The organism is Bacillus sp. TSO22 (genome assembly GCF_020223595.1).
Classification (GTDB): Bacteria; Bacillota; Bacilli; order Bacillales; family Bacillaceae; genus Bacillus; species Bacillus inaquosorum.
Genome location: NZ_JAHAWO010000001.1, coordinates 40,248 through 64,849, shown reverse-complemented (window position 1 = coordinate 64,849; position 24,602 = coordinate 40,248). Strand labels below are relative to the sequence as shown.

General features: G+C 43.6%; 25 protein-coding genes and 1 other annotated feature. Of the genes, 6 read left to right on the top strand and 19 right to left on the bottom strand.

The window, feature by feature from the left end; translation table 11 throughout:
- Positions 1–17: 17 nt before the first annotated feature.
- Entirely contained in the window at positions 18–1,316 is a 1,299-nt protein-coding gene (melA, locus tag KHQ79_RS00425; protein ID WP_225513999.1) for an alpha-galactosidase MelA, read from the top strand.
- A gap of 22 nt (positions 1,317–1,338) precedes the next feature.
- Here melA and KHQ79_RS00420 read toward each other — a convergent pair whose 3' ends face one another.
- The 3 genes from KHQ79_RS00420 to KHQ79_RS00410 form a co-directional block, all read right to left on the bottom strand.
- Positions 1,339–1,650: a rhodanese-like domain-containing protein gene (locus KHQ79_RS00420; RefSeq protein ID WP_003237998.1), complete on the bottom strand. Its 312-nt coding sequence runs from the start codon at positions 1,648–1,650 to the stop codon at positions 1,339–1,341.
- A gap of 115 nt (positions 1,651–1,765) precedes the next feature.
- A complete protein-coding gene (leuS, locus tag KHQ79_RS00415; protein ID WP_019259235.1) occupies positions 1,766–4,180 on the bottom strand; it encodes a leucine--tRNA ligase in 2,415 nt (804 codons plus the stop codon).
- 109 nt (positions 4,181–4,289) lie between these two features.
- Positions 4,290–4,504: a binding site (T-box leader), on the bottom strand.
- 103 nt (positions 4,505–4,607) lie between these two features.
- Entirely contained in the window at positions 4,608–4,943 is a 336-nt protein-coding gene (locus KHQ79_RS00410; RefSeq protein WP_003246114.1) for a DUF4257 domain-containing protein, read from the bottom strand.
- Between the two features lie 401 nt (positions 4,944–5,344).
- On the opposite strand from KHQ79_RS00410, the gene ytvA reads away from it, so the two are divergent.
- Positions 5,345–6,130 carry a YtvA family blue-light photoreceptor gene (gene ytvA, locus KHQ79_RS00405; protein WP_225513998.1) on the top strand — a complete coding sequence of 262 codons (786 nt, stop codon included), beginning with the start codon at positions 5,345–5,347 and terminating at the stop codon, positions 6,128–6,130.
- A 31-nt stretch (positions 6,131–6,161) separates the two neighbouring features.
- Here ytvA and KHQ79_RS00400 read toward each other — a convergent pair whose 3' ends face one another.
- Positions 6,162–7,355, bottom strand: a complete 1,194-nt coding sequence (locus KHQ79_RS00400) for an MDR family MFS transporter (protein ID WP_225513997.1) — start codon at positions 7,353–7,355, stop codon at positions 6,162–6,164.
- Positions 7,356–7,543: 188 nt separating this feature from the next.
- Here KHQ79_RS00400 and KHQ79_RS00395 point away from each other — a divergent pair, with 188 nt between their 5' ends.
- Complete coding sequence (locus KHQ79_RS00395; RefSeq protein WP_225513996.1) at positions 7,544–8,293, top strand: LMBR1 domain-containing protein; 750 nt, start codon at positions 7,544–7,546, stop codon at positions 8,291–8,293.
- Between the two features lie 36 nt (positions 8,294–8,329).
- Here KHQ79_RS00395 and bceB read toward each other — a convergent pair whose 3' ends face one another.
- From bceB to KHQ79_RS00335, 12 genes are all read right to left on the bottom strand, one after another.
- Positions 8,330–10,270: a bacitracin ABC transporter permease BceB gene (gene bceB / locus KHQ79_RS00390; protein WP_225513995.1), complete on the bottom strand. Its 1,941-nt coding sequence runs from the start codon at positions 10,268–10,270 to the stop codon at positions 8,330–8,332.
- The gene (gene bceA / locus KHQ79_RS00385; RefSeq protein WP_003238007.1) at positions 10,260–11,021 is read right to left on the bottom strand and encodes a bacitracin ABC transporter ATP-binding protein BceA; all 762 of its coding nucleotides are present in this window, start codon (positions 11,019–11,021) and stop codon (positions 10,260–10,262) included. Before bceA ends, bceB begins: the two co-directional genes overlap by 11 nt.
- A gap of 101 nt (positions 11,022–11,122) precedes the next feature.
- The gene (locus tag KHQ79_RS00380) at positions 11,123–12,127 is read right to left on the bottom strand and encodes a two-component sensor histidine kinase BceS (protein WP_133486379.1); all 1,005 of its coding nucleotides are present in this window, start codon (positions 12,125–12,127) and stop codon (positions 11,123–11,125) included.
- Positions 12,120–12,815 (bottom strand): two-component response regulator BceR, encoded by a 696-nt coding sequence (gene bceR, locus KHQ79_RS00375; protein WP_032731980.1) that lies wholly within the window; start codon positions 12,813–12,815, stop codon positions 12,120–12,122. Before bceR ends, KHQ79_RS00380 begins: the two co-directional genes overlap by 8 nt.
- Before the next feature lie 96 nt (positions 12,816–12,911).
- Entirely contained in the window at positions 12,912–14,222 is a 1,311-nt protein-coding gene (gene ytrF, locus KHQ79_RS00370) for an ABC transporter permease YtrF (RefSeq protein WP_060399324.1), read from the bottom strand.
- Positions 14,212–14,907 carry an ABC transporter ATP-binding protein YtrE gene (ytrE, locus tag KHQ79_RS00365; protein WP_225513994.1) on the bottom strand — a complete coding sequence of 232 codons (696 nt, stop codon included), beginning with the start codon at positions 14,905–14,907 and terminating at the stop codon, positions 14,212–14,214. Before ytrE ends, ytrF begins: the two co-directional genes overlap by 11 nt.
- Positions 14,908–14,921: 14 nt before the next feature.
- Positions 14,922–15,896: a cation-translocating P-type ATPase gene (locus KHQ79_RS00360; protein ID WP_225513993.1), complete on the bottom strand. Its 975-nt coding sequence runs from the start codon at positions 15,894–15,896 to the stop codon at positions 14,922–14,924.
- A 29-nt stretch (positions 15,897–15,925) separates the two neighbouring features.
- A complete protein-coding gene (ytrC, locus tag KHQ79_RS00355; RefSeq protein ID WP_100275487.1) occupies positions 15,926–16,912 on the bottom strand; it encodes an ABC transporter permease YtrC in 987 nt (328 codons plus the stop codon).
- Positions 16,906–17,784 (bottom strand): ABC transporter ATP-binding protein YtrB, encoded by an 879-nt coding sequence (gene ytrB, locus KHQ79_RS00350; RefSeq protein ID WP_088112216.1) that lies wholly within the window; start codon positions 17,782–17,784, stop codon positions 16,906–16,908. Before ytrB ends, ytrC begins: the two co-directional genes overlap by 7 nt.
- Entirely contained in the window at positions 17,777–18,169 is a 393-nt protein-coding gene (ytrA, locus tag KHQ79_RS00345) for a GntR family transcriptional regulator YtrA (RefSeq protein ID WP_088112215.1), read from the bottom strand. The genes ytrB and ytrA overlap by 8 nt, the downstream gene beginning before the upstream one ends.
- A gap of 32 nt (positions 18,170–18,201) precedes the next feature.
- Positions 18,202–18,339 carry a hypothetical protein gene (locus KHQ79_RS00340; protein WP_003238016.1) on the bottom strand — a complete coding sequence of 46 codons (138 nt, stop codon included), beginning with the start codon at positions 18,337–18,339 and terminating at the stop codon, positions 18,202–18,204.
- A 153-nt stretch (positions 18,340–18,492) separates the two neighbouring features.
- On the bottom strand, positions 18,493–18,765 hold the full coding sequence (locus KHQ79_RS00335; RefSeq protein ID WP_003238017.1) for a YtzC family protein: 273 nt from the start codon (positions 18,763–18,765) through the stop codon (positions 18,493–18,495).
- A 161-nt stretch (positions 18,766–18,926) separates the two neighbouring features.
- Here KHQ79_RS00335 and mnmL point away from each other — a divergent pair, with 161 nt between their 5' ends.
- Both mnmL and mnmM read left to right on the top strand, forming a co-directional pair.
- Positions 18,927–19,895, top strand: coding sequence for a tRNA modification radical SAM protein MnmL/YtqA (gene mnmL, locus KHQ79_RS00330; protein WP_003238018.1), 969 nt, complete (start codon positions 18,927–18,929; stop codon positions 19,893–19,895).
- Positions 19,892–20,476: a tRNA 5-(aminomethyl)-2-thiouridylate-methyltransferase MnmM gene (gene mnmM, locus KHQ79_RS00325; RefSeq protein WP_088112213.1), complete on the top strand. Its 585-nt coding sequence runs from the start codon at positions 19,892–19,894 to the stop codon at positions 20,474–20,476. Before mnmL ends, mnmM begins: the two co-directional genes overlap by 4 nt.
- On the opposite strand, the gene tbcS is transcribed toward mnmM, so the two are convergent.
- Positions 20,466–21,569 (bottom strand): tetraprenyl-beta-curcumene synthase, encoded by a 1,104-nt coding sequence (tbcS, locus tag KHQ79_RS00320; protein WP_019259257.1) that lies wholly within the window; start codon positions 21,567–21,569, stop codon positions 20,466–20,468. The two genes, mnmM and tbcS, sit on opposite strands and share 11 nt — an antisense overlap.
- Positions 21,570–21,589: 20 nt before the next feature.
- Positions 21,590–22,369, bottom strand: a complete 780-nt coding sequence (ytpA, locus tag KHQ79_RS00315; protein ID WP_003238021.1) for a phospholipase YtpA — start codon at positions 22,367–22,369, stop codon at positions 21,590–21,592.
- 52 nt (positions 22,370–22,421) lie between these two features.
- Between ytpA and KHQ79_RS00310 the strand changes: the two genes are divergently transcribed.
- Positions 22,422–22,937: a gamma carbonic anhydrase gene (locus KHQ79_RS00310; protein WP_225513992.1), complete on the top strand. Its 516-nt coding sequence runs from the start codon at positions 22,422–22,424 to the stop codon at positions 22,935–22,937.
- Between the two features lie 258 nt (positions 22,938–23,195).
- Here the strand turns inward: KHQ79_RS00310 and alaP are convergent, their stop codons facing one another.
- Complete coding sequence (gene alaP, locus KHQ79_RS00305) at positions 23,196–24,587, bottom strand: alanine permease AlaP (RefSeq protein ID WP_225513991.1); 1,392 nt, start codon at positions 24,585–24,587, stop codon at positions 23,196–23,198.
- Positions 24,588–24,602 lie beyond the last annotated feature (15 nt).

The window sequence follows — 24,602 nt, the reverse complement described above, 5'->3', positions numbered from 1 at the left end:
TTAAAGGAGGAAGCCATATGAAAAAGATTACATTTATCGGTGCAGGGAGCACCATTTTCGCCAAAAATATTTTGGGAGACTGCTTGTTAACAGAAGCGTTGAATGGCTTTGAATTCGCACTTTTTGACATTGATCCAAAACGCTTGCAGGAATCCCAGCTCATGCTCGAAAATCTGAGAGACCGCTATAACCCGAGCGTGGCCATCAACAGCTACGATGACAGAAAACTCGCCTTGCAGAACGCAAGCTATGTCATCAATGCGATCCAGGTTGGAGGATATAAACCGAGCACAGTCATAGATTTCGAGATTCCTAAACGGTACGGGCTGCGTCAGACGATTGCCGACACAGTCGGCATCGGGGGAATCTTCAGGTCACTCAGAACCATCCCGGTCTTATTTGATATCGCAAAAGATATGGAAGACATGTGCCCGGATGCGTGGTTTTTAAACTATACAAATCCAATGGCCTCTCTTACAGGTGCCATGCTCCGCTATACGAATATCAAAACAATCGGGCTCTGCCACAGTGTTCAAGTGTGCACGAAGGATTTATTCAAATCTCTCGGAATGGAGCATGACGGAATCGAGGAACGCATCGCGGGCATCAATCATATGGCTTGGCTTTTGGAAGTCAAAAAAGACGGCGCTGATCTCTATCCGGAAATCAAAAGGAGAGCGAAAGAAATACAAAAAACAAAGCATCATGATATGGTGCGGTTTGAATTGATGGATAAGTTCGGCTATTATGTTACCGAATCGTCCGAACACAACGCAGAATACCATCCATACTTTATTAAACGGAACTATCCCGAGCTGATCAGCGAGCTGCAAATCCCGCTCGACGAATATCCGAGAAGATGCGTCAAACAGATTCAAGATTGGGAGAAAATGCGGGATGATATCGTCAACAATAAAAACCTTACGCACAAGCGCTCAAAGGAATATGGTTCAAGAATTATAGAAGCAATGGAAACGAACGAGCCGTTCACCTTCGGAGGAAATGTCTTGAATTCAGGATTGATCACCAATCTGCCTTCAAAAGCGGTTGTGGAAGTGACATGCGTCGCCGACAGAAAAAAAATTACGCCGTGCTTCGCCGGAGAACTGCCTGAGCAGCTTGCAGCCTTAAACCGGACGAATATTAATACACAGCTGATGACAATTGAAGCCGCTGTCACACGGAAAAAAGAAGCGGTTTACCAAGCGGCAATGCTTGATCCGCATACAAGCGCGGAGCTTTCCATGACTGACATCATTTCCATGTGTGACGATTTATTTGCAGCACACGGCGATTGGCTTCCGGAATACAAATAAAAAACTAGGGGACCGCTCTCCCCTAGTTTTTTGGTTTTGTTTCGCCTTCCCAGGCCATCATGCCGCCTTCAACATTGACTGTTTTAAAGCCTTGCTCATCCAAGTACCTGCAGACATTCATGCTGCGCATTCCTGAGCGGCAGATAAATACGTACTCTTTGTCTTTATCAAGGGTGTCCATTTTTTCAGGAATATCCCCCATCCGAATATGAACGGCTTGCGGGATCATGCCTTCCGCCACTTCTTCATCTTCTCTTACATCAATTAAATATAGTTCTTCGTCCGCCTCAATTTTTTCTTTCAAAGCGGCTGTGCTGATTTCTTTTATCTCCAAAGAAAACACTCCTATTCACAATGATCATGTTCAGTATATCAAAGTCAGCTGGGCGATTGCTATTTAGAGACTGATGAAAAAAAATCCCCTTTGACAAAGGGGATTTTTTCTAGGCTTAGTTTGCCACAATATTGACAAGCTTGCCAGGCACCGCGATGATTTTTCGAATCGTTTTGCCTTCAAGCTGCTCTTTGACCTTTTCATCTGCTTGAGCAAGCTGTTCCAGCTGTTCTTTCGTCGCATCGGCAGGCACCTGTAATTTCGCTTTTACTTTTCCGTTCAGCTGAACAACGATTTCAACTTCATCATCGACAAGTTTCGTTTCATCATATACAGGCCAAGCTTCGTATGCAATCGTGCCGGAATGGCCAAGCTTCTCCCAAAGTTCTTCCGCTAAATGAGGCGCGACAGGAGAAAGAAGCTTCACGAAGCCTTCCATATATTCTTTCGGCAGCTCTGTTGCTTTATAAGCTTCATTAATAAAGACCATCAGCTGGGAAATACCCGTGTTGAAACGAAGGCCTTCGTAATGGTCTGTGACTTTCATGACCGTTTCATGATACACGCGCTCCAATGTTTCACCAGCGCCTTCAACGATTTTGCCATTAAGCTCACCGCTGTCTTCAACAAACAGGCGCCATACGCGATCAAGGAAGCGGCGCGCGCCGTCTAATCCTGATTCAGACCAGGCGATTGAAGCATCAAGCGGCCCCATGAACATTTCGTATAATCTCAGCGTATCAGCGCCGTGAGAGGCAACAATTTCGTCAGGGTTGACGACGTTCCCTTTAGATTTACTCATTTTTTCATTGTTCTCGCCGAGAATCATTCCTTGGTTGTACAGCTTTTGGAACGGTTCTTTCGTCGGCACTACGCCGATATCATAAAGGAACTTATGCCAGAAGCGGGCATACAGAAGGTGAAGCACGGCATGTTCTGCGCCGCCGATATACATATCAACAGGAAGCCATTTTTCCAATTTCTCTGGTGATGCCAGCTGATCCGGATTCCGCGGATCAATATAGCGCAAGAAATACCAGCAGCTTCCCGCCCATTGCGGCATTGTATTCGTTTCTCTTCTTCCTTTTTTCCCTGTCTCAGGGTCTGTGACTTCCACCCAATCTTTAATGTTCGCAAGCGGTGATTCGCCTGTTCCGCTCGGTTTGATTTCATCCGTTTTCGGCAAAATCAGCGGCAGCTCCTCTTCCGGCACAGCCGTAGATGTTCCGTCTTCCCAATGAATAACCGGAATCGGCTCGCCCCAATAACGCTGGCGGCTGAAGAGCCAGTCGCGCAGACGGTACGTCACTTTCTTCTCACCGTTTTTCGTTTCTTCCAGCCAAGCAATCACTTTCTCAATCGCTTCCTGCTTGTTAAGGCCGTTCAGAAAATCGGAGTTCACGTGTTCGCCGTCGCCAGTGTACACTGCTTCCTCAACGTTTCCGCCTTTCACAACTTCCTTCACCGGAAGGCCGAATGTTTTGGCGAATTCAAAATCACGCTCATCGTGGCCAGGAACAGCCATGACAGCACCTGTTCCGTATGATGCAAGAACGTAATCCGCAATCCAGATCGGCAATTTTTCTCCGTTTACAGGATTGATCGCATAAGCTCCTGTGAAAACGCCTGTCTTTGTTTTCGCAAGATCTGTACGCTCAAGGTCACTCTTTGATTGAATTTCTTTGATATATGCTTCAACAGCTTCTTTTTGCTCTGCCGTTGTGATGTTTTCCACCAATGCGTGTTCCGGAGCAAGTACAGTGTATGTAGCGCCAAAAAGCGTATCTGGTCTTGTCGTAAACACCGTAAAGGATTCATCATGTCCATCTATAGCAAAATGAACGTGCGCGCCTTCAGAACGGCCGATCCAGTTGCGCTGCATATCTTTAATGCTTTCCGGCCAGTCAAGCTCTTCCAAGTCTTCAAGAAGCCTGTCCGCATATGCTGTAATTTTCAGCATCCACTGCTTCATCGGGCGTCTCTCGACCGGATGGCCGCCGCGTTCGCTCTTGCCGTCAATAACTTCTTCATTGGCAAGAACCGTTCCAAGCGCAGGGCACCAGTTTACAGGCACTTCGTCAACGTAAGCAAGGCCTTTTTCGTAAAGCTTTAAGAAAATCCATTGCGTCCATTTATAGTATTCAGGGTCAGTCGTATTGATTTCACGATCCCAGTCATACGAGAAGCCAAGCGACTGAATTTGGCGGCGGAAATTATCGATATTCTGCTTCGTAAACACAGCGGGATCGTTCCCTGTGTCCAGCGCGTATTGTTCAGCCGGCAGGCCGAATGCGTCCCAGCCCATTGGATGAAGGACATCATAGCCCTGCATGCGCTTCATGCGGGACAGAATATCCGTAGCTGTATATCCTTCAGGATGACCGACGTGCAATCCCGCTCCTGACGGATAAGGGAACATGTCGAGCGCGTAAAATTTTTGTTTTTCATTATTATCAAGAGTGGCAAATGTTTTGTTTTCAAGCCAATATGTTTGCCATTTCTTTTCTATCTCTTTGTGCTGAAAACTCAAAGTAAAAACCTCCTTCTGATTGAATACGGCGTTTATGGTTCAAGTATTGACGGGAAGGAGAGGATTATATTCAGAATATTCCCAAACTAAAAAAAACTCCCTCATCCCTAAAAGGGACGAGAGACTTTCGTTTTCCCGCGGTACCACCCTCGTTAGCGCGGCATTCGCCGCACTCACTTGATACTTTTAACGCAGTTATGCGTCAGCGGCTTTTCACCGCTGCAACTCTGAGGTGAGTTCGGAAACAAACTTGATTGACTTTCACCAGCCGTCAACTCTCTGTTACAATATCTGCTTCTTACTGCTCCTCTTCATTGTTCTTATCGCAACCGTAATCTTAACTGTATTTTATAGAATTCTGTTCATAAGTGCAAGCAGGTTTGTATACAATGGGAATGTACCCTGAACGGGCGAGGATTGAGGACAATTATTCGGGTGGAGTTTTGGTTTGACGTTTGGACTCGGCCGGTTCGCCGCCGCTGTTCAGTTCTCTAACAAAGTCAAAACTTCTGAGAACAGCTTCACCGCCGTAGCCTGAGATAATGGATAAGATGACAAGTTGAATTCCTGAATCGGGGTCAGCGGATAATACAAGTAAAATGGAAGCCGTCATTCCGATAAACCAATCTTCCAAAAATCCAAGGTAGATAAACCGCTTCGTCATTCTGGGCTTCTCCAGCCTGCCTCTCTTTTTCACATGACCGAGAATCCCCATGATACCTCCAATTACACAAGCAATGAGTACCTGATGCAGCATCTTCATCATCACCTTCCTAAAGCCCTTATTTCGTAAAGCGACTTCAGGCCATCCAGCCCCCTTAAACGATTCCGATGATTTTCGATATCTACATACTGGCAAATCTGAAAAAGCTTGTTTCTTCCATTATATGTGAACACATGATCGGTAAGCTTGATGCATTGGATTCATTTTTCACCCAGTGACATTGACCTAGTCACCCATTTAGCATGTAGAAACCTTTCCGTTCATATGTTCAAACTCTGTTCTTATTTTTAGTGTATACGAGGACAAGCCCTAATGACAAACAACAAACTGCGCTTGCTTGAATCAGAACATGTGTTGTGCTACGGTTACTGTAGAATTCATTACAAAAAGGGGAGTACCAGGCTTTCGCACAGTTAGCTGACAGCCTAAGGGGGATTTATATGGCTAGTTTTCAATCATTTGGAGTACAAGGACAGCTGGAAGTCATCAAAAAAGCGCTTGATCACGCGCGAGTCGGTGTGGTGATTACAGATCCCGCACTTGAAGACAATCCTATTGTCTACGTCAACCAAGGCTTTGTTCAAATGACCGGCTATGAAGCTGAGGAGATTTTAGGAAAGAACTGCCGCTTCTTACAGGGAAAACACACAGACCCCGCTGAAGTAGACAACATCAGAACCGCGCTACAAAATAAAGAGCCGGTTACCGTTCAGATCCAAAACTACAAAAAAGACGGAACAATGTTCTGGAATGAATTAAATATTGATCCGCTCGAGATCGAAGGCAAGAGCTATTTTGTCGGTATTCAAAAAGACATCACCCAGCAAAAAGAGTATGAAAAGCTTCTCGAGGATTCCCTCACCGAAATTACTGCACTTTCAACGCCTATTGTCCCGATTCGCAACGGCATTTCGGCTCTTCCGCTGATCGGCAGCCTGACAGAGGAACGATTTAATTCCATCGTCTGCACATTGACGAATATCTTATCAACATCCAAGGATGATTATCTGATCATTGATTTATCAGGATTGGCACAAGTGAATGAACAAACTGCAGACCAGATTTTCAAGCTGAGCCATTTGCTGAAATTGACAGGAACCGAATTAATTATTACCGGCATTAAGCCCGAATTGGCTATGAAAATGAATAAACTCGATGCCAATTTTTCATCGCTAAAAACATATTCAAATGTAAAGGATGCCGTTAACGTGCTTCCGATCATGTAAAAAGATCCCGCTCATCCGGCGGGATCTTTTATTATGAAGAGATTGATGCTTGCCTATTTGTTTCTTTTGCCGGTTTTATCCGTTTGTCATATAAAAGCGTTGTGGCAATACTGATCAACAGCAAAACCAAAAGAGATAAAACAAGAGCCTGAATGCCGAAGTGATCGACAAGCAAACCGCCGAACAGCGGACCAATCATTCTCCCGCCTGTCGCCGCGCTGTTGACAAAGCCTTGATAAAATCCTTCTTTCCCTTTAGGGGCAAGCTGGTTGGCAATCGTTGGCACCGCAGGCCAGACAAGCATTTCCCCGATAGTCAGGATCACCATTGCAGCCAAAAACATCGGGAAGTGCTTTGCCGTCAGCAGCATGCTGAAGGATACAATAAAAATGATAAACCCGATGACCATTTGCGCTTTCAGCGACTCCGCCCATTTTTTCACCACAAAACTGACAAGCGGCTGGCCAAGCACAATTAAAATTCCGTTAACCGTCCACAGCACGCTGTATAAGGAAAGAGATATTCCAATGCTTTGTGTGTACGAAGCAATCGTGGTAGACCACTGAGAATAAGCCAGCCATCCGAGTACATAGCCACTGCATAATATGATGAGCGCGGCAAATTTTGCTTTGCTGTTTACAGCATCATAATCAAGCACAGACGTTTGAGACGCATCCTTCGTCTGAATATTTCGAAACCCGAAATATACGATAAAGAAAAAGATCAGATACAATACAGCATTCGCCAAAAATACATATGAAAACGAGAAAGACGCCACGACACCGCCAAGCGCTGATCCGACAGCCACACCAGCGTTTTGCGCGACATAAATCGCATTAAATGCCTTCCTTCCCCCTTCAGGCCACACTGATCCTGCCATTGCGTAGCTGGCCGGAAAAACAACACCGGAACCAAAGCCCACAACCGTCAGCAGCACAATATAGGCCGGCCAATCATGAAAAAAGACAAGGCCCATCAGGCTTGCTAACGTAATCGCAATCCCAAGCATAATCGATTTAAAGCCGCCGATTTTATCAAACAAAACACCGCCGCATAAATTTCCGGCTACACTGGCGCCTGAATTCAGCATGAGGACAAGCCCTGCTACTGTTAATGACTTCCCTAAATGATTATGGATATAAATCGTATTCAGCGGCCATAAAAAAGAAGCACCTGTCACATTGATAAACATTCCTATAATTAAAATTTTAAGAGCACGCGGCATACTCATCCCCCTTTCTTACCTAAAAAAGCTCATGAAAAAAACGAAACCTAAAACGGCTCCGTACGAATCCAGTTATCATAGCACATTCATTCTATCTGTCTATCTCACATTTTTCAACTGATGAGCGTGAAAAAATCTAACAAATATTGTTCATAAAATGTAAAATAAATAGAAAAAGGAGTAATTTTATGGAAATGGCATTAGCATTCTTAGGTTTTCTTGCATGTCTCATTTCGCTTGGCTATGGATTGTATCACCTCGTCAGATATGTGCTGAAAAAGGAAAAACGTTTCTCTAAGAGACTCTTTTGGCCGCTTTTCATAGGAGGCCTCGTGCTGCTCTTTACCGGAGCAGGATTGTCAGAACCTGATGCTGCTGCAGCAAATGCTGAGAAAAAATATTCAGCGCTAAACGCCGAATACAAAAGTCTCACAAAAGAGCATGAAGAACTTGAGAAAGAATATAAATCTGTCAGCTCTGAAGCAAAGAAATTGAAAGACAACACAGAAGATCAAGGCAAGCTTGAACAGCTTGAAAAAGAAAATAGCGAACTAAAAAAGACTCAGAAATCATTAAAAGCTGAGATGAAAGAGCTTCAAGAAAATCAAAAACAGCTAAAAGAAGATACAAAAACGGTAAAGGCTGAAAATGAAACACTCAAACAAGATAAAACAAAGCTTGAAAAACAATTAAAAGAGGCAAAAAGCCAAACTGCCAGTTCTCATGAAAACACAGCAGGAAATTCTTCAAGCAATACGAATAAAAGTGATGAAGCCAAAACAGCTGACACAGCAGAAGGCTGTAATATCAAAGGAAGCAAAAACGGCATCTACCACACGCCGGGCAGTACATACTATGACCGGACAACCGACCCGGCTGAAATGTTTTGCTCAGTTGAAGAAGCTGAAGCCGCCGGTTACCGGGCGCCAAAACGATAAACAAAAAGCTCCAGAATCTCTGGAGCTTTTGCTGTTTTACAACGACGATTTAATGACCTTCTTATAATAAAGAACTGACAGAAAACCAAAAATGGAGTAGAGCGCAGTATATAACACCATCACCACTATCATCGGTGTCCACACCTCAGATCCGAATAAGAACCAGCCGGATTGGACGGCAAAGTAGCTGTGGAAGAGGCCGACAACCAGCGGAATGCCGAAGTTGTACATTTGTTTGATGCGTATCCCCTTTATCAGGTCGCTCTGCGTAAAACCGAGTTTTCTCAAAATCGTATAGTTCGGTTTTTCATCTTCACTTTCACCCATTTGTTTAAAATAAAGGATACATCCTGATGTAATCAGGAACGTTAATCCTAAGAAGCCGACGATGAACATAACGAGACCAAACAGTGATTTTTGCACGATGCTTGTATCCAGTCTTGATAAATGCTGATCTTTCTTGTTCACCTTTTGAAAAAGCTCATTTGCTTTTTCCAGCTGGTCTTCTTGTTTCACATTGATGCCGATAAATTCAGATTGCGCGAGCTGAATGCGGGGGTCTTTATCTTGGTTCAGCCGTTTATACAGGCTGTCATCCACTATAACTGTGGGCATTCCCCCGCTTGTGAACGTGTAGGATACAAGAAACTCATCTCTTAATCCTTTATAGTTTAATGGTTGCGTTTCATGCTTGCTGTTTACTTTAATGCTGCCGGAGTCTTTTAAAATCATTATTTTTTGCAGCAAGTCGGTATACCCTGAGAAAACCGCCTCTTCAGCCGCCACATCGACTCCTTTTACATTCTTGTCGCTGACAACGGCAAGCTGTAATTTGCTAGGATCGCCCTGCATTTCTTTCGGGTTTCCATCCATGATATGTGTGACATCAAAAGTTGCTTGCAGAACAGGAGTTTCTTTTTTTGCATACGAAATGTTGCTTTCACTCAAACTGTTTTCAAACTGTTTGGCATCTTTCTCATTCATGAATGAAAAATCAGCCGCTACATTTTGTTCAGCAGTCTTTTCTGCCGAGTAATACGAAATATAAGCGAGCGATAACAGCCCGATGGCGAGCGCTGAAACGGTTGTAATAATCGTCAGCAGCAACGCATTTGATTTCATTCTGAACATGATCGATGACAGTGACAGGACCTCGGAAATATTTAAGTATCCGCCCTTGCTTTTTCGGATGATGTTCGAGATAAACGTGACCGATCCTTTATAGAAGAGAAACGTCCCGATAATGACGGTCCCCAGGATAAAACTCATCGCAGCAAACAGTTCATTAATGGTCTTAAATTTTCCGCCGAACAGCTCAGAGGACACATAGTATCCTGTCAAAATCAGCACGATGCCTAAAGCGCCGATCAGCATCTGGAAAAATGATATTCTCTTCACTTTATCTTCAGTGGAGGACGTCACTTTAAACAAAGATAAAATACTCTGGTTTTTGATAAACGTATAATTCATGATCATAATCAAAAGGTAAATGCCGCAGAACACAATGATCGTTTGGATCAAGGCTTGCCCGGAAAAATGCAGTTTCGCATCAGCTTCGACATCGACAATTTTGAACAAGATCATGAGCACAAGCTTTGATATTGAAAACCCGGCAAATACCCCGATGGCTAAAGAGCCGAAATACAGCATGATATTTTCTGCACTTAAGATGCGAAAGATTTTATGCTTCGTCATTCCGATTAACTGAAACAGCCCGATTTCTTTACTCCGTCTCTTAATAAAAATCGTATTGGCATATAAAATGAAGATCGCCACTACAGCCACAAGCAAAATCGAAGCGGTTTTAATAGCCGCGGCTCCCTTGATTGAAGCCTTCACTTCGTTAATCGCAGGGTCATATTGCAGTGTGACAAAGGCAAAATAAAGCGCCACGCTAAAGATTAGCGCAAACACATACAGATAGTAATTCCGAAGATTTTTTTTCAGATTTCGCAGGATGAGCTGATTAATGTTCATGCTGTACCCCGCCTAACACGCCTTGCGTTTTCATGATATCCTGGAAAAACGTCTGCCTGTCTTGGCCCCCTTTATTCAGCTGCGTATACATTAGCCCATCCTTAATAAAAATGACTCTGCCGCAGTAGCTGGCCGCGACAGGATCATGGGTGACCATAATAATCGTGGCGTTGCGTTTTTGATTGAGCTGGCTCAGCTTGTTTAATAGATCGGAGGCTGATTTCGAATCCAGCGCGCCGGTCGGTTCATCAGCGAAAATAATGCTCGGGTCATGAATAAACGCTCTCCCGGCCGATGTTCTCTGCTTCTGGCCGCCGGAAATTTCATTCGGGTACTTATCCCGTAATTCATAAATTCCCAGTTCCTTTGCAACTTCCTCAAACTTGCGATTGGCTTCCTTTTTTGATATTTTCGTGATCGATAATGGCAGAAGAATATTCTCTTTCACTGTCAGTGTGTCTAACAAATTGTAATCTTGAAAGATAAAGCCTAAATGCTGTTTTCTAAATTCAGCCAGCTGCTTTTCCTTCATAGTAGTCATTTCGTTTCCGTTAATGTTGATCGTACCGTGACTGACCTGATCAATTGAAGACAGTACGTTGAGCAAAGTGGTTTTGCCCGATCCGGAAGCACCCATAATACTGACGAATTCGCCCTTTTCAATGTGAATATCGATGCCCTTCAGCACTTCCTGTTTATTCAGCTTGTTACCGTAGCTTTTTCGAATTTTATTCGCTTCTAAAATCATCATTTCCGTAGTCTCCTTTATATTGGATAATGTTATTATAAAAAGGATTGCCGGGCTTTTCCTTCGATTAGGCGAACAAAAAAGAAAAGCATGTGACATTTTCGTCACACGCTTATGACACGTTCAAATTGATTCCGTTTTGGAAAGGTTAATGTAAAAACTGTCCCCACTCCGAACTCCGAATGCACATCAATATGGATCAATAACGGCGCCGCCGCTTTTTTCGCCAAGTACAGCCCCATGCCAGTGGACGCTTGATCATGGTGGTCCGTTGTGGATGTAAAACCTTTATCAAAAATACGCGGCACATCTTTTTGATCAATGCCTCTGCCAAAGTCTTTCACTTCGAGGTGCGTCCGCTCCCCTTTTTGAAAGCTTTTGATCTCAATTTCAGAGGCTTCGCTGTATTTCACTGCGTTTGTCAGCAGCTGCCTGATAATAAATGCCAGCCATTTTGCATCGCTCAGCACCTCCTCAGCCTCCAGCTGAATATCAAAGCCAATCCCTTTTTGGATACACCACGATTGTAAATCTTTGATTTCCTTGAAGATCAAAGGCTGAAGCTGAATGAATTCTACAGACAGATCATTTTCAATAAATGACATGCGTTTTTGATGAAGCTGCTGATCAAGAAGCAGGTGAATACGCAGCCATTCATATGATAGCTGGGATTTCAAAGCTTGGTCTTCCATTCTATCAATGATTAAATGCATCGCTGTTAATGGGGTTTTGACCTCATGAATCCATGCCATCAGCTCATCTTTTTCATTTTCTAATGCCAAGCGATGCCGGTCTGCGGTTTGCTTCAAGTGTTCCGTTTGCCCGGTAATGCTTCTTTCAATCATTGATTCAAACGGCGTTTCCGGTTCACTTATCGCTGTCACATCAAGATTGTTCTCCCATGTTTTCAGGCTTTTATAAAACGCCGTTTCTTTCCGATAGCGGACCCAAAGGAATATCATAAAAAACAAGACACACAAATACACCATATAAAGAACATTTTCAAATGAAATGGAGGGATCAACAAAAGCAATGAGCAAAATCAAAACCTGCTGAAACAAAAACACGGTAATCCAGCTTCGCCTTTCAGTGAGGAATGCTTTAATCATAGAAATGATCCTCTTCCTTCGCTAGGTAGCCTTGGCCGACCTTCGTCTCGATATATGTGCCAAGCTGCAGGGCGTCCAGTTTTTTTCGCAGGCGATTGACATTGACGGTCAGCGTATTATCACTCACAAAACGCTCATCGTTCCACAAGCTTCTGATCAGCTCTTCCCGGCTGACGATCTTGTTTTTTTGTTCTATTAATTGTTTTAAAATAAACATTTCATTTTTAGTCAGTTCAACAGTGCCTTTGTCGTTGCTGACGAGGTTCTGCTCTGCGTCTATGGCAGCCCCGCACCACGTTTTGAGCGTGTTCGCCTCCGTATTATAATGATACACACGCCGGAAAATCGCTTGGATTTTCGCAATCAGCACATCAAAATGAAACGGCTTTTGAATAAAGTCATCTGCCCCGAGCTGCATGGACATCACCATATCGGCAGGATGATCTCGGGAGGATAAAAAGAGAATCGGTACATTTGACCGGGAGCGGATCAGCCGGCACCAATGAAAACCATCAAATTTAGGAAGCTGGACATCAATAATGACACAATCAGGCTGAACCGCCGCAAATTCCTGCAGCACTTGACTGAAATCCTGAATGCCGTATACATCGTAGGACCATCCCGTTAAACGATCCTTAATTTCATGAAACAGCGATTCATCATCTTCAATCAGCAAAAGTTTAAACAATCGACTCACCGCACCTTTTCCTTTTTTATCAAGTGTATAGCAAAACGCCATCATGCGCTATAGAGAAAGCCGGCTGTCTCAGCCGGCTCGTACGCATTATAATTCTCTTCTCAACGCTGTCAGTACGTTGGTTTTGGTTGCTTTTCGTGCCGGGTTCATTCCGGAAATCACCGCAACCCCTCCGCAAATCACAACGGCAATGATGACAAGGCTGACCGGGATGTAGGAGAATGTGTAATTCAAATCGCCCGCATCGCCCCCGCTTGTCGCCGCGAGAATCATTGGAACGGCCAAGTTAACAAGGTAGCTCACGCCATAAGAAATGATAATCCCAATCACACAGCCTAAAATCCCGATATACGCGCTTTCCATCAAGAACATTCGGCGAATAATAGACGGACTCGCTCCAATCGCTTTCATAATGCCGATCTCCTGCGTTCTTTCTGTAACCGCCATTGTCATCGTGTTAAAAATGCCGATTGCAGAGATAATAACAGCGATACATCCGACAAAGATCAAGCCGATTTTGAAGACCATGAAGAAGGTGTTGGCTCCCTCAAGCTCGGTAGTCACTGAAGTAACATAGTACCCGTCATCTGTTAGATCATTTGTCAGCTGTTCCACATTCTCAAATTTATCAGCAAAAACGCCGATGTTAGTCTCAACATTTCCGCCTTTAAAATCCAAAAATTCGGAAAAATCTTTTTTGAATTGATCACTGATGAAGATGTTTGAGTCCTCCATCCAATCTTGAGATGGTTTTTTTGTAATACCAACAATTTTAAAGTCATATGTTTTTGTTTTTTTAACATCCCCTGTTTTGGGATCTGTTTTTGATACACTTAATTCAATTGTTTTGTTCAGAATGTCTTTCGTATAGCCTTTTGGTTCTTTTATATCTTCTGGATTTCCTTTTGCTTCCTCAATTTTTTTGTTATATTCTTCCGATTCCTTTTTCGTCAATAATCTCTTTGCAAAGTCGTATCCTACTACGATTTCATTTTCCGACTTTGCGACTCTTCCCTTTTCCAATTCCATATTGGCCTTTAATTCATCACTCATATTAGTAAAGATGAGATTAGAGCTTTCATTTGTACGATTGCCTAAAGTTGCTTTGTTTGGTTCATACACTTGCGTTCTTTCTACAACTGACCTTACATGATCATACTTCTCTAAATCAGCTTTTTTAATAGGCTTATCCCCTTCCTTGCCCATTACACTGACTTTAGTCACAACCTGCTGGCTCATCGTCATATCTGTGATTGTCTTTTGAATACCGAATCCAACCGACGACAGCACAACCAAAAACGCACACGCCATTGTTGTCGCAAGAATTGTCATAAAGACGCGGAGTCTGTTTTTCTTCATATTTCTTCTGATAAAATGAACCTGATCCTTAAACCTCAACGGTAATTCCCCCTTTTAACACACCGTCATGAAGCTGAAATTTTGAATGTCCGATAGAAGCGACTTCATCATCGTGAGTAATGATCACAAATGTAATGCCACGTTCACGGTTCAGCTGCTTGATCAATTCCAGCACTTCCTGTTCCGTTTCTGAATCAAGGCTTCCCGTCGGCTCATCCGCTAAAATAATGGATGGGTTTAAAATCAATGCTCGCGCAATGCTGACACGCTGCTGCTGGCCGCCTGACAGTTCATTCGGATAATGAGCGGCGTGATTTTCCAGACCGACGCGTTTCAGCATGTCCTGCACCTTTTGCTTGCGCTCGGACGATTTGATCCCTTTTAACGCCAGCGGCATTTCAACATTCTCATACGTTGTTAACCCTGGGATAAGCTGAAAGCTTTGAAAAATAAATCCGAAATGGTCAAGACGAAATTGCGCCCATTCCTTTTCATTAAAGCCCGTAACATCAGTGCCGTTAATGACAATCCGCCCTTTTGTCGGCGATATGTAGCCGGATATTAAATTCAAAAGCGTTGATTTTCCTGAGCCGCTTCGTCCGACGATACAGGCGATTTCCCCTTTCGCCACGCTTAATGAAACATCCTTCAAAACTGGAACTTCATTCTCACGGCCCTTTTTCCCGATCGTGAAAGAATGGTCGATATGCTGAACATCTATCATAAGTTCTCTCTCCCTTATAAAAGTTTCGTTTTTTTATAAATCGCAAAATAACTGATGAAGAAACCGATCACAGCTCCTGCAGCCATGCCAATGAGATAGCCGGCAAAGCTCTCCGTTGCGGAAAATCCAAAATATCCGAAGCCCATGATTCCAATGATAATGACGATTACTTGAACCGGACGGTCAAGCGATTTCCACAAAAAGAAATACCCGTTTCGTTCATTAGACAGTTTGACGAGACTGATGTAGCCGATAATGTAGAACATGATACTCATCACAGCCGGAATCACTAAATATTTCGGTGAATCTTCAACCCAGTTTGGAATGACATATGTGATTGGAAATATATACTGCATCCATTCAGGTATAGGGTAATCTAAAAATGCTGCTCCGCCAAAAAGGATATCAATGTTGATTGCAGGCAGAGTAATAACTAAAAAAGGCAAGATGGTGACGGTAAATGAGACCAGCAGCTGTGCAAAAATATGGCCTGTCAGAGCCCCGCCAGCCATAACCAAAGAATAAGCCAGCATGCTGATGATGATCATTCCAAGGCTGTAGTTATGAAAATGAACGACCTGATCAGGCTTCAAAAGCATTATCAGCAAAACAGATAAAACATAACCTATGAGTTGCGGTATCACAATCACCATTCCGCCGGTAAGGAACTTCGCATTAAATATCTGCCCTCGTGTATAAGGAAGGCTCAATGTAAAATCAAACAAGCCCTTGCTTCGTTCAATCCCAAGCTGGCTGACCGCCAAAACAACACCCCAAATCCAAAACAGTGAGATAAATGTGCCGTTTAAATAGTTAATCGTAAATACGCAGGTTCCGACCCACTCATTCTGATTAGCCACGCAGCCTTGATATGAGATGTACGTATTTAAAATAGTAAAAGGATTGCTAAGCATAAATACCAAAAAAATCATGATTAGCAGAGCTTTATTTTGCTTCCACTCTTTATAAAACAGCCCGGAATCCGGCACATCACTTCCCTCCAAACCGAAAGTATTTCTTAATGTTTCGTTTTCTTATAAATAGAGAAGTAGCTCACAAAGAATCCAACTACGGCTCCAATGATCATTCCAAAAATGTAACCAATGATGGACTGTCCGGCAGAATGTCCAAATAAACCAAATCCAAGAATACCAAAAACGATAATCAGCATTTGTACAGGACGGTCTAATCTGTTCCACAGGAAAAAGTATCCGTTACGTTCACTTGGATGCTTTTTGAAGCTTATATAGCCAATCAAGTAAAACAGCATGCTCATTACGGCTGGAATGAATAAAATATATTTACTGTCAGACAGCCATCCATTTGCAACGTAACCAATAGGCACTAGATATGATAAATTGCTCGTTAGAGAAAAATAAGCCTCAGGGGAAGGGAATAGTTCCCATATACTCACGCCAAAAACAACTTCAAAGTTTCCTACCGGCAAAGCAACAATTAAATACGGCAATACCGCAGCAGCAAATGCCGTTAATAACTGGGCAAAAACATTCCCCGTTAATGCCCCAGCGGCCATCAACAAACAGTAAGCCATAAAACTAATTACGATAACTCCAACGCTGCTGTGCTCAAAAAAGTAGACGTGTTCAGGGTTATAGATAAGAATCAGCAGCCATGCAAGTAAAAATCCAATCAATTGCGATAGCACAATTACAATACCGCCTAACCAAAATTTCGTCTGAAAAATTTGGCTTCTGTTATATGGGAGGCTTAATATAAAATCCATCGTGCCTTTCGAACGCTCCATTCCCAGGAAGCAGACCGCTAAAATGACACCTGGCACCCAGTTGATATCTATCAGATTGCTTACTCTATAATTGACAATAAAATCACAATATTGCGGGTCTTGATGAGCCAGACACCCTTGATAAGACAAATACGTATTAACGATAGAAAGCGGATTTGCCAGCACTAAAAACACAATACTTAACAAAAGCACCACTTGATTCTGCTTCCACTCTCGATAGAGGAGACCTCGGTCTACCATCTCCGCTTCCCTCCAAACTTCGCAATGAACACTTCTTCCAAGTTGACAGGAAGCTCATTCCACACTTTTGGCTTCAGCTCTCTTAAAAAGCTCTTGTTCTCTTCGTCGCTTTTCGGAATCAGCACCGTATAGAACACGCCGGCCTGATCGAGCATCGGAATGTTTTGCTCTCTGATGGCCAAATTGACATCTGTATCAAACGCCATTTGAATTTTGATGTATTCTTCTTTTAGCTCATCAAGATCCATCACATTCGTCAGCCTGTTATCTTCGAGAAAACCGATTCGGTTGCACATCCGCTCTATGTCCTCAAGCCGGTGAGAAGTGATCAGAATGCTCGTATCACGCTCTGCCACTTCATCGACCATCAGCTGCAGCACATCATGCCTTGTCACCGCGTCTATTCCATCCGTCGGCTCATCAAGGAGGATCAGCGCCGGTCTCGCCGCAAATGACAGAACGAGCGACAGCTGTTTTTTCAAACCTGTCGACAGCTCGCGGTATTTTTTCGTTTCCGGAATTTCATATCTGTTCATCAGCTCATTCGCATACGTGACATCAAATTTCGGATACATTCTTCTCAGGATATCGACTAGCTGCTTGTATGTATACTTGTCGTAAAAAGGATTTTGAACAGGCATGTAGATGATATTCTGCTTGACCTTCGGATGCTTTTTGATTTCTACGCCGTCAAACAAAATCGTCCCGCTGTCTGCGAAAATGATTTGCTGGATTAAGCGGAGCATCGTCGTTTTGCCTGATCCGTTGCGGCCGAGCAGCCCGAAGATTTCTCCTTTTTCAATTGTTAATGAAACATCTTTTAATACCTGATTGCCGTCTATCGTTTTTGACAGCTGCCGTAGTTCAATCATTTTCTGTGCCTCCCTTCACATCAGCGCTAATTTCCTTTATCCATTCTTGCAGTTTCTCCAGCTCAACCCCTGCATAGTGTGCATCGATGATGAGCTGTTTGAGTTGCTCTTTAATCATCGTCATCTTCCCTTCAACCAGTGTCGTTTTTGCATTCTCCGATATATAGGTCCCTCTGCCCCGAAGCGTTTCAATAATCCCCTCTCGCTCAAGCTCTTTGTACGCTTTGCTGACAGTGTTCGGATTCGCAATAATGATCGTCGCCAATTCTCTGACAGAAGGAAGCTTATCACCAGGCTGCATGATCCCTTTCAAACAAAGCTCTTTCATTTGCTGAATAATTTGTTCGTAAATGGGTGTTGAGCTTCTTGGATCGATTTGAATCATTTACTTCCCTACTTTCTATACGATCTGAACCTTTATAGATAAAACTGATCAATTATACTTTTTTGACATTCAAAACCGATCATCACAAGAACAAGAAAAAAAGAACAAGCGATCACAGATGCCGTGATTAGCATTGGCACGTTACGTTTGTTTCGTTTTTTATGTTTCATAACTGCCTCCCTTAATTTCAATATATAAATGCTTTTCATCAGTGTCTATAGTGTATTACTCCAATTAGTACACTTAATACAATAAATACTTTGACGTACAAAGTCAATCCTTTTTTTACAAAAAAACGGACCCTTATCAAAAGGGTCCGTTTCTTATACATCAAGAGGGTGCTGCAGGATCATATTATTTTGCAAAGCTTGCAGCTGAAGTCTCATTCTGTACAGCTGTTCTCTCTGCTGATCATTTGACGACAGCCACAGCTTATTCAAGGCATTTACCGCATTTTCAAGCTGCATTTGTGCATCACTGTATTCTTGATCGTTATAATGCTCTTGTTTAGAAGCGATTTTCAGCTGTTCTTCAGCATAATCATACGCCTGCATACATTGCTGGAGATGTTCATCTACTGATTGTCTTGTTGCCACAGTAACCCCTCCTCTTGGTAATGGAAACAATCCATCATTCATATTGTAGCCCCATCTGACTTCGTTCAATAAAGTAATTTATGGTCGATATTCATTTGTTCTCTTGTGAAATGCGTGCTACAATTTTAGGATGCAATCGTACGCAAGGAGGCACATGAATTGTGATGCAGAACAATCCTTTTCCTTATTCAAATACGGAAAAACGCTATCATACATTGAATTATCATCTCAGAGATCATTTTGGCCATAAGGTGTTTAAAGTGGCGCTGGACGGCGGCTTTGACTGTCCGAACCGGGACGGCACCGTTGCCCACGGCGGCTGTACATTTTGCAGCGCAGCAGGCTCCGGCGATTTTGCCGGAAATCGGGCCGATGATTTAATTACGCAATTCCATGACATCAAAAACCGCATGCACGAAAAATGGAAGGACGGCAAATACATCGCCTATTTTCAGGCCTTCACCAATACGCATGCGCCGGTTGAGGTGCTTCGTGAGAAATTTGAATCCGTCCTTGCCCTTGATGATGTAGTCGGCATTTCGATCGCCACACGCCCGGACTGTCTGCCTGATGATGTTGTTGACTATTTGGCCGAGCTGAATGAACGAACATATCTATGGGTGGAGCTTGGGCTTCAAACGGTTCATGAACGAACCGCTCTTCTGATCAACCGCGCACATGATTTTAACTGCTATGTGGAAGGCGTCAATAAATTAAGAAAACACGGCATACGGGTCTGCTCACATATTATCAACGGACTGCCTTTGGAAGACCGGGACATGATGATGGAAACCGCAAAGGCCGTCGCAGATTTGGACGTACAGGGCATTAAAATCCATCTGCTGCACCTATTGAAAGGCACACCGATGGTCAAGCAATATGAAAAGGGAAAACTGGAATTCCTTTCTCAAGATGAATATGTGCAGCTCGTCTGCGATCAGCTAGAAATCATTCCGCCGGAAATGATTGTCCACCGCATTACAGGTGACGGACCGATAGAATTGATGATCGGGCCGATGTGGAGCGTCAACAAATGGGAAGTGCTTGGCGCCATTAATAAAGAACTTGAAAATCGCGGCAGCTATCAAGGAAAGTTCTTTCAGCGGCTTGAGGAGGAATCAGCGCTATGATTTTGAAAAAAATTCTTCCTTACAGCAAAGAGCTGCTGAAAATGGCCGCGGGAGAAGGAGATATCGTCGTAGATGCAACGATGGGCAACGGACACGATACGCAGTTTTTAGCGGAGCTTGTCGGTGAAAACGGCCATGTGTACGCATTTGACATCCAAGAATCAGCCGTGGTCAATACGAAGGAACGGCTCGGCGAGACATTTCAAGCGCGAACAACGTTATTTCACAAAAGCCATGACAAAATCGCTGAATCCCTTCCGCTGGAAGCACATGGAAAAGTGGCGGCCGCTGTGTTTAACCTCGGCTATCTGCCGGGCGGGGACAAATCGATTACGACGAACGGCAGTTCAACAATCAAAGCGATTGAACAGCTTCTCAGCATCATGAAAGATGAGGGCCTGATTGTTCTGGTCGTCTATCATGGTCATCCGGAAGGCAAAGCTGAAAAAAACAACGTGCTCGACTTTTGCCGGGACTTGGACCAGCAAACAGCCCGTGTGTTAACATATGGATTTATCAATCAGCAAAATGACCCGCCATTTATTGTCGCCATCGAAAAAAAAGCTCAAATCAGCAAATGATTTGAGCTTTTTTCTTTGAGTTTTTCATCCAGGCCATTTTTTGAAATTTCCGGTAGGCTCTGCCGTTGATATAAAAGAAAAAGGAGGTTTTTCCGCTTGCTTTGATCAGCTTCTTCGCGAGCCGGCCCATTTCCTTTTGGCCCGCCACTTTATCATCTGACAAATAAACACCCAGCAAGCCCCGATTGATTAAACGATGGAAGTTTTCATGTGGAATGCCTTGCAAATGTTCGTCGGCTTTATGGATAAAGTGTTCAAGCCGCTTCATCATTTCTTCATGCGACTGATAATACGAGCAGAAATTCAAGTCCCCTTCTAGCAAATCCTCCTCTTGATCGATCAAATAATCGAGCAGAATGTGAAGACCTTGTATGTAAGGAAAATAACTATTGCGGATTTTTTTAGCGGTGTTTTCTGTGAAATCAGGCTGGAACGAATACGCAACAAGACAGAAAATGCCTAGCGTAGAGCCTGCACAAGCTGAAAACTCATACCATTCCATCTCAGGCAGCTCTGATTCATATTGAGTAAACCACTTCTCAAGCCGCGGAACACGCTCATGCTCAATAACGTGCTTATGCACCTGCAAATCGCAATAATAGCCGCACAGTTCAAGCAGATACGGTTTAATCATGTCGTAGTGCTCAATTGAACCAAGTACACGCTGGCACGTTTTGACCAACTCATGCAAATATCCACTGTCATCCTGTTCTTCACGGAATTGATAATAATTTTGCGGTTCCGCTCCCACTGTCAGTGCGTCCTGCATTGAGGTGTGGAGCATCCGAAAATCCTGCGGGTCAAGTGATGTGCTGCGGTCGCACAGATTGTCCAGATAATCACTGATCGTTTGATACGCGATGATAAACTCGACGCATTTCTGCTTTTGATTGCCTGACAACAAGGCCAGTATGCCGCCGCCTTCACAGTGGAACGTTTTGTCTCGAATACTTGCGGTTGCCTGTGCTTTTAATTCACTGTTATGAATTGATTCTGATTTTTGCTTCCATATGTCCAGCTCTTGATGAACGAGCGGAAAAATATCTCGATATACTTTTGCCATCAGTCCAAAAGGATGTTCCGGTACTGTCAACACATGCACCCCCAACTAGTTCAAATATATTGATCAGTAAACGCTCTTGCTGCTTTAAAGACATCTTCTCTTTCGGGTTCATTAAATATTTCATGATAAAGCCCTTCCCACTCTTTGTACGCTTTATTGTGGGAAGCAACACCTGAAAACCACTTGATCACCATCGTTTTGTCGACAAGCTTGTCGTCACCTGCCTGCATAACAAGGAGCGGCACTCTCAAAAACGCATCTGTCGGCACCATCGCTGACTCAATTGTTTTTAACAGTTCTCTGTACCATCTGACAGATACTTTCCTGACGTATAACGAATCATTTTGGTCTGCCTCGATGACGTCCTCATTGCGCGTCGCCATATCAATTGATAATCCCGAATCAACCTTAAGTGACGGAGCAATGACATTCAGGCCTCTTGATGCAATGTCAAGCGCTTTATTGACTTTAATTTGCAGTCCGAGACACGGTGATGATAAAATAATTCCCGTAATGCGGGGATTTCTTTGCTGTTTAAACCATTCAATCGCGACCAGGCCGCCCATGCTGTGACCAAGTAGAAAAACAGGCAGCTCAAAGGTTCGCGCTTTATCTATCCAAGTATCTACTTCATCAATGTATTCTTGAAATGAGCGAATATGACCTCTTGCCCTTGTGGTTGTCCCCTGACCCGGCAAATCGCCCATGACAACGTGATAACCCGAAGATCTCCACATTTCAACCAGCCATTTATATCGTCCGTGATATTCACTTGCCCCGTGGATCATCACAATCACTGCAACAGGTCTGTCTGCTTTCCAGGTCCACATGCTGTTCACCTCATACGAAATTTAAATAGAGAAAGAAAGAAGGATGAATGTTATGATCTACCCTTATAAGGAACACAAGCCAGATATTCACCCAACAGCCTTTGTAGCTGATAATGCCACAATTACCGGTGACGTCGTTATCGGAGAACAGTCCAGCATTTGGTTTTCTGTTGTCATAAGGGGAGATGTCGCGCCGACCAGAATCGGAAGCAGAGTCAATATCCAAGATTTAAGCTGCCTCCATCAAAGTCCGAACCGGACGCTTCTCATTGAAGATGACGCCACGATAGGGCATCAAGTTACACTTCATAGCGCTGTTATCCGCAAGAATGCCTTAATCGGCATGGGCTCAATCATCTTAGACGGAGCCGAAATTGGCGAAGGGGCCTTTATTGGTGCCGGCAGTCTTGTCCCTCCGGGAAAATTCATCCCGACTGGCCACCTCGCCTTTGGCCGTCCTGCAAAAGTCATCCGCCCTTTGACGGAAGAAGACCGACAAGATATGCAAAGAATACGGTCGGAATATGTAGCAAAGGGCCAATATTATAAATCACTTCAGCAAACATAAGACCTGCTTCGTCTTACTTTACCATTTTTCAAATTATGTTTGAAAGCAATAACCATCGTTTACCCGGACGTAATGACAGTTCGGGTTTTGTTTTTTCCATAAAATGTTCACATGTAGCATTAAACGTATGACTTTTATCTTATCATAAAACATGATCAGCAACTGTAATCTGGCTCTGCAAAAATCACATCCCTATTCTTTCCTGTTCTCTATTTTCTATGAGTACATACAAAAAGAGCCCGCTGGGAGCTCTTTTTGTCAGCTGATATTGCGTTCGCTGGCAGCAGCCGCATTTTTCTTATGAAAACCTTTTCCATAATACACAGCAAGTAAGATAAGAAACCATATCGGCCCGATAATCACGGCTACTCTTGTATCGGGACTGTAAGCCATAAGAATAACGACAAATGCTAAAAATGCCAATGACACATAAGACGTAAACGGAAAGAAAGGCATTTTGTATTTTAAGTGTTTCTTTTCTTCTGGCTGCAAGCTTTTCCGGTATCTAATTTGAGAAAGCAAAATAATCGCCCACGTCCAAATCGCTCCGAACGTCGCAATGCTTGTGACCCAAGTAAACACTTTTGCAGGTACAACGTAGTTTAACAGCACGCCGACCAATAAAGCGCCCGCTGAAGCCAGAACAGCTTTACCCGGAATGCCGCCTTTTGTCAGCTGGCCATAGGCTTTTGGCGCCTCCCCCTGATCCGCTAAGTTAAACAGCATTCGACCCGTGCTGAAAATGCCGCTGTTGCAGGAAGACAGCGCGGCCGTCAAGACGACAAAGTTAATGATGCCTGCCGCAGATGGAATGCCCACTTTTTCAAATGTGAGGACAAACGGACTTCCTTGTGAGCCAATTTCCTGCCATGGATAAATAGACATAATGACAAATAAAGCACCTACATAAAAAATCAAAATACGCCAAAATACCGTATCTATTGCTTTGGCTAACGATTTTTGCGGGTTCTTCACTTCACCAGCCGTCACCCCGATCATTTCAATCCCTAAATAGGCGAACATCACCATTTGGAGTGACAATAAAACCCCTTTTATGCCATATGGAAAAAATCCTCTGTTGTTCCACAAATTGCTAATTCCCGTGGCAATGCCTCCATTGCCGACCCCTGCGATGATCATCAATAACCCGACAGCAATCATAGATAAAATCGCGACAATTTTAATCAAAGCGAACCAAAATTCCAGCTCTCCGTAAGCTTTAACAGCCAAGAAGTTAACACCCGTCATAATGATCAGCGCCGATAATGCCCATATCCAGTTTGGCACGTCCGGAAACCAGTATCCCATATAAATACCGACAGCAGTAATTTCAGCCATACAGGTGACAACCCATAAAAACCAGTAGTTCCATCCGGTTAAATAGCCTGCAAGCGGTCCCAAATAATCACGCGCATACCTGCTGAAGGAGCCGGCGACCGGTTTTTGAATGGCCATTTCCCCAAGCGCTCTCATAATAAAAAACATGATCAGGCCGCTTACGGCATACGCTGCCAAAATACCAGGCCCTGCTAATTTGATAGCTGATGCGGAACCGAGAAACAACCCCACTCCAATGGCAGCTCCTAAAGACATTAGAGAAATATGCCTCTGCTCGAGTCCGCGGTGCAGCTCTTGTTTTTGTTTTTGCATGCTCTTCTCCCCTAG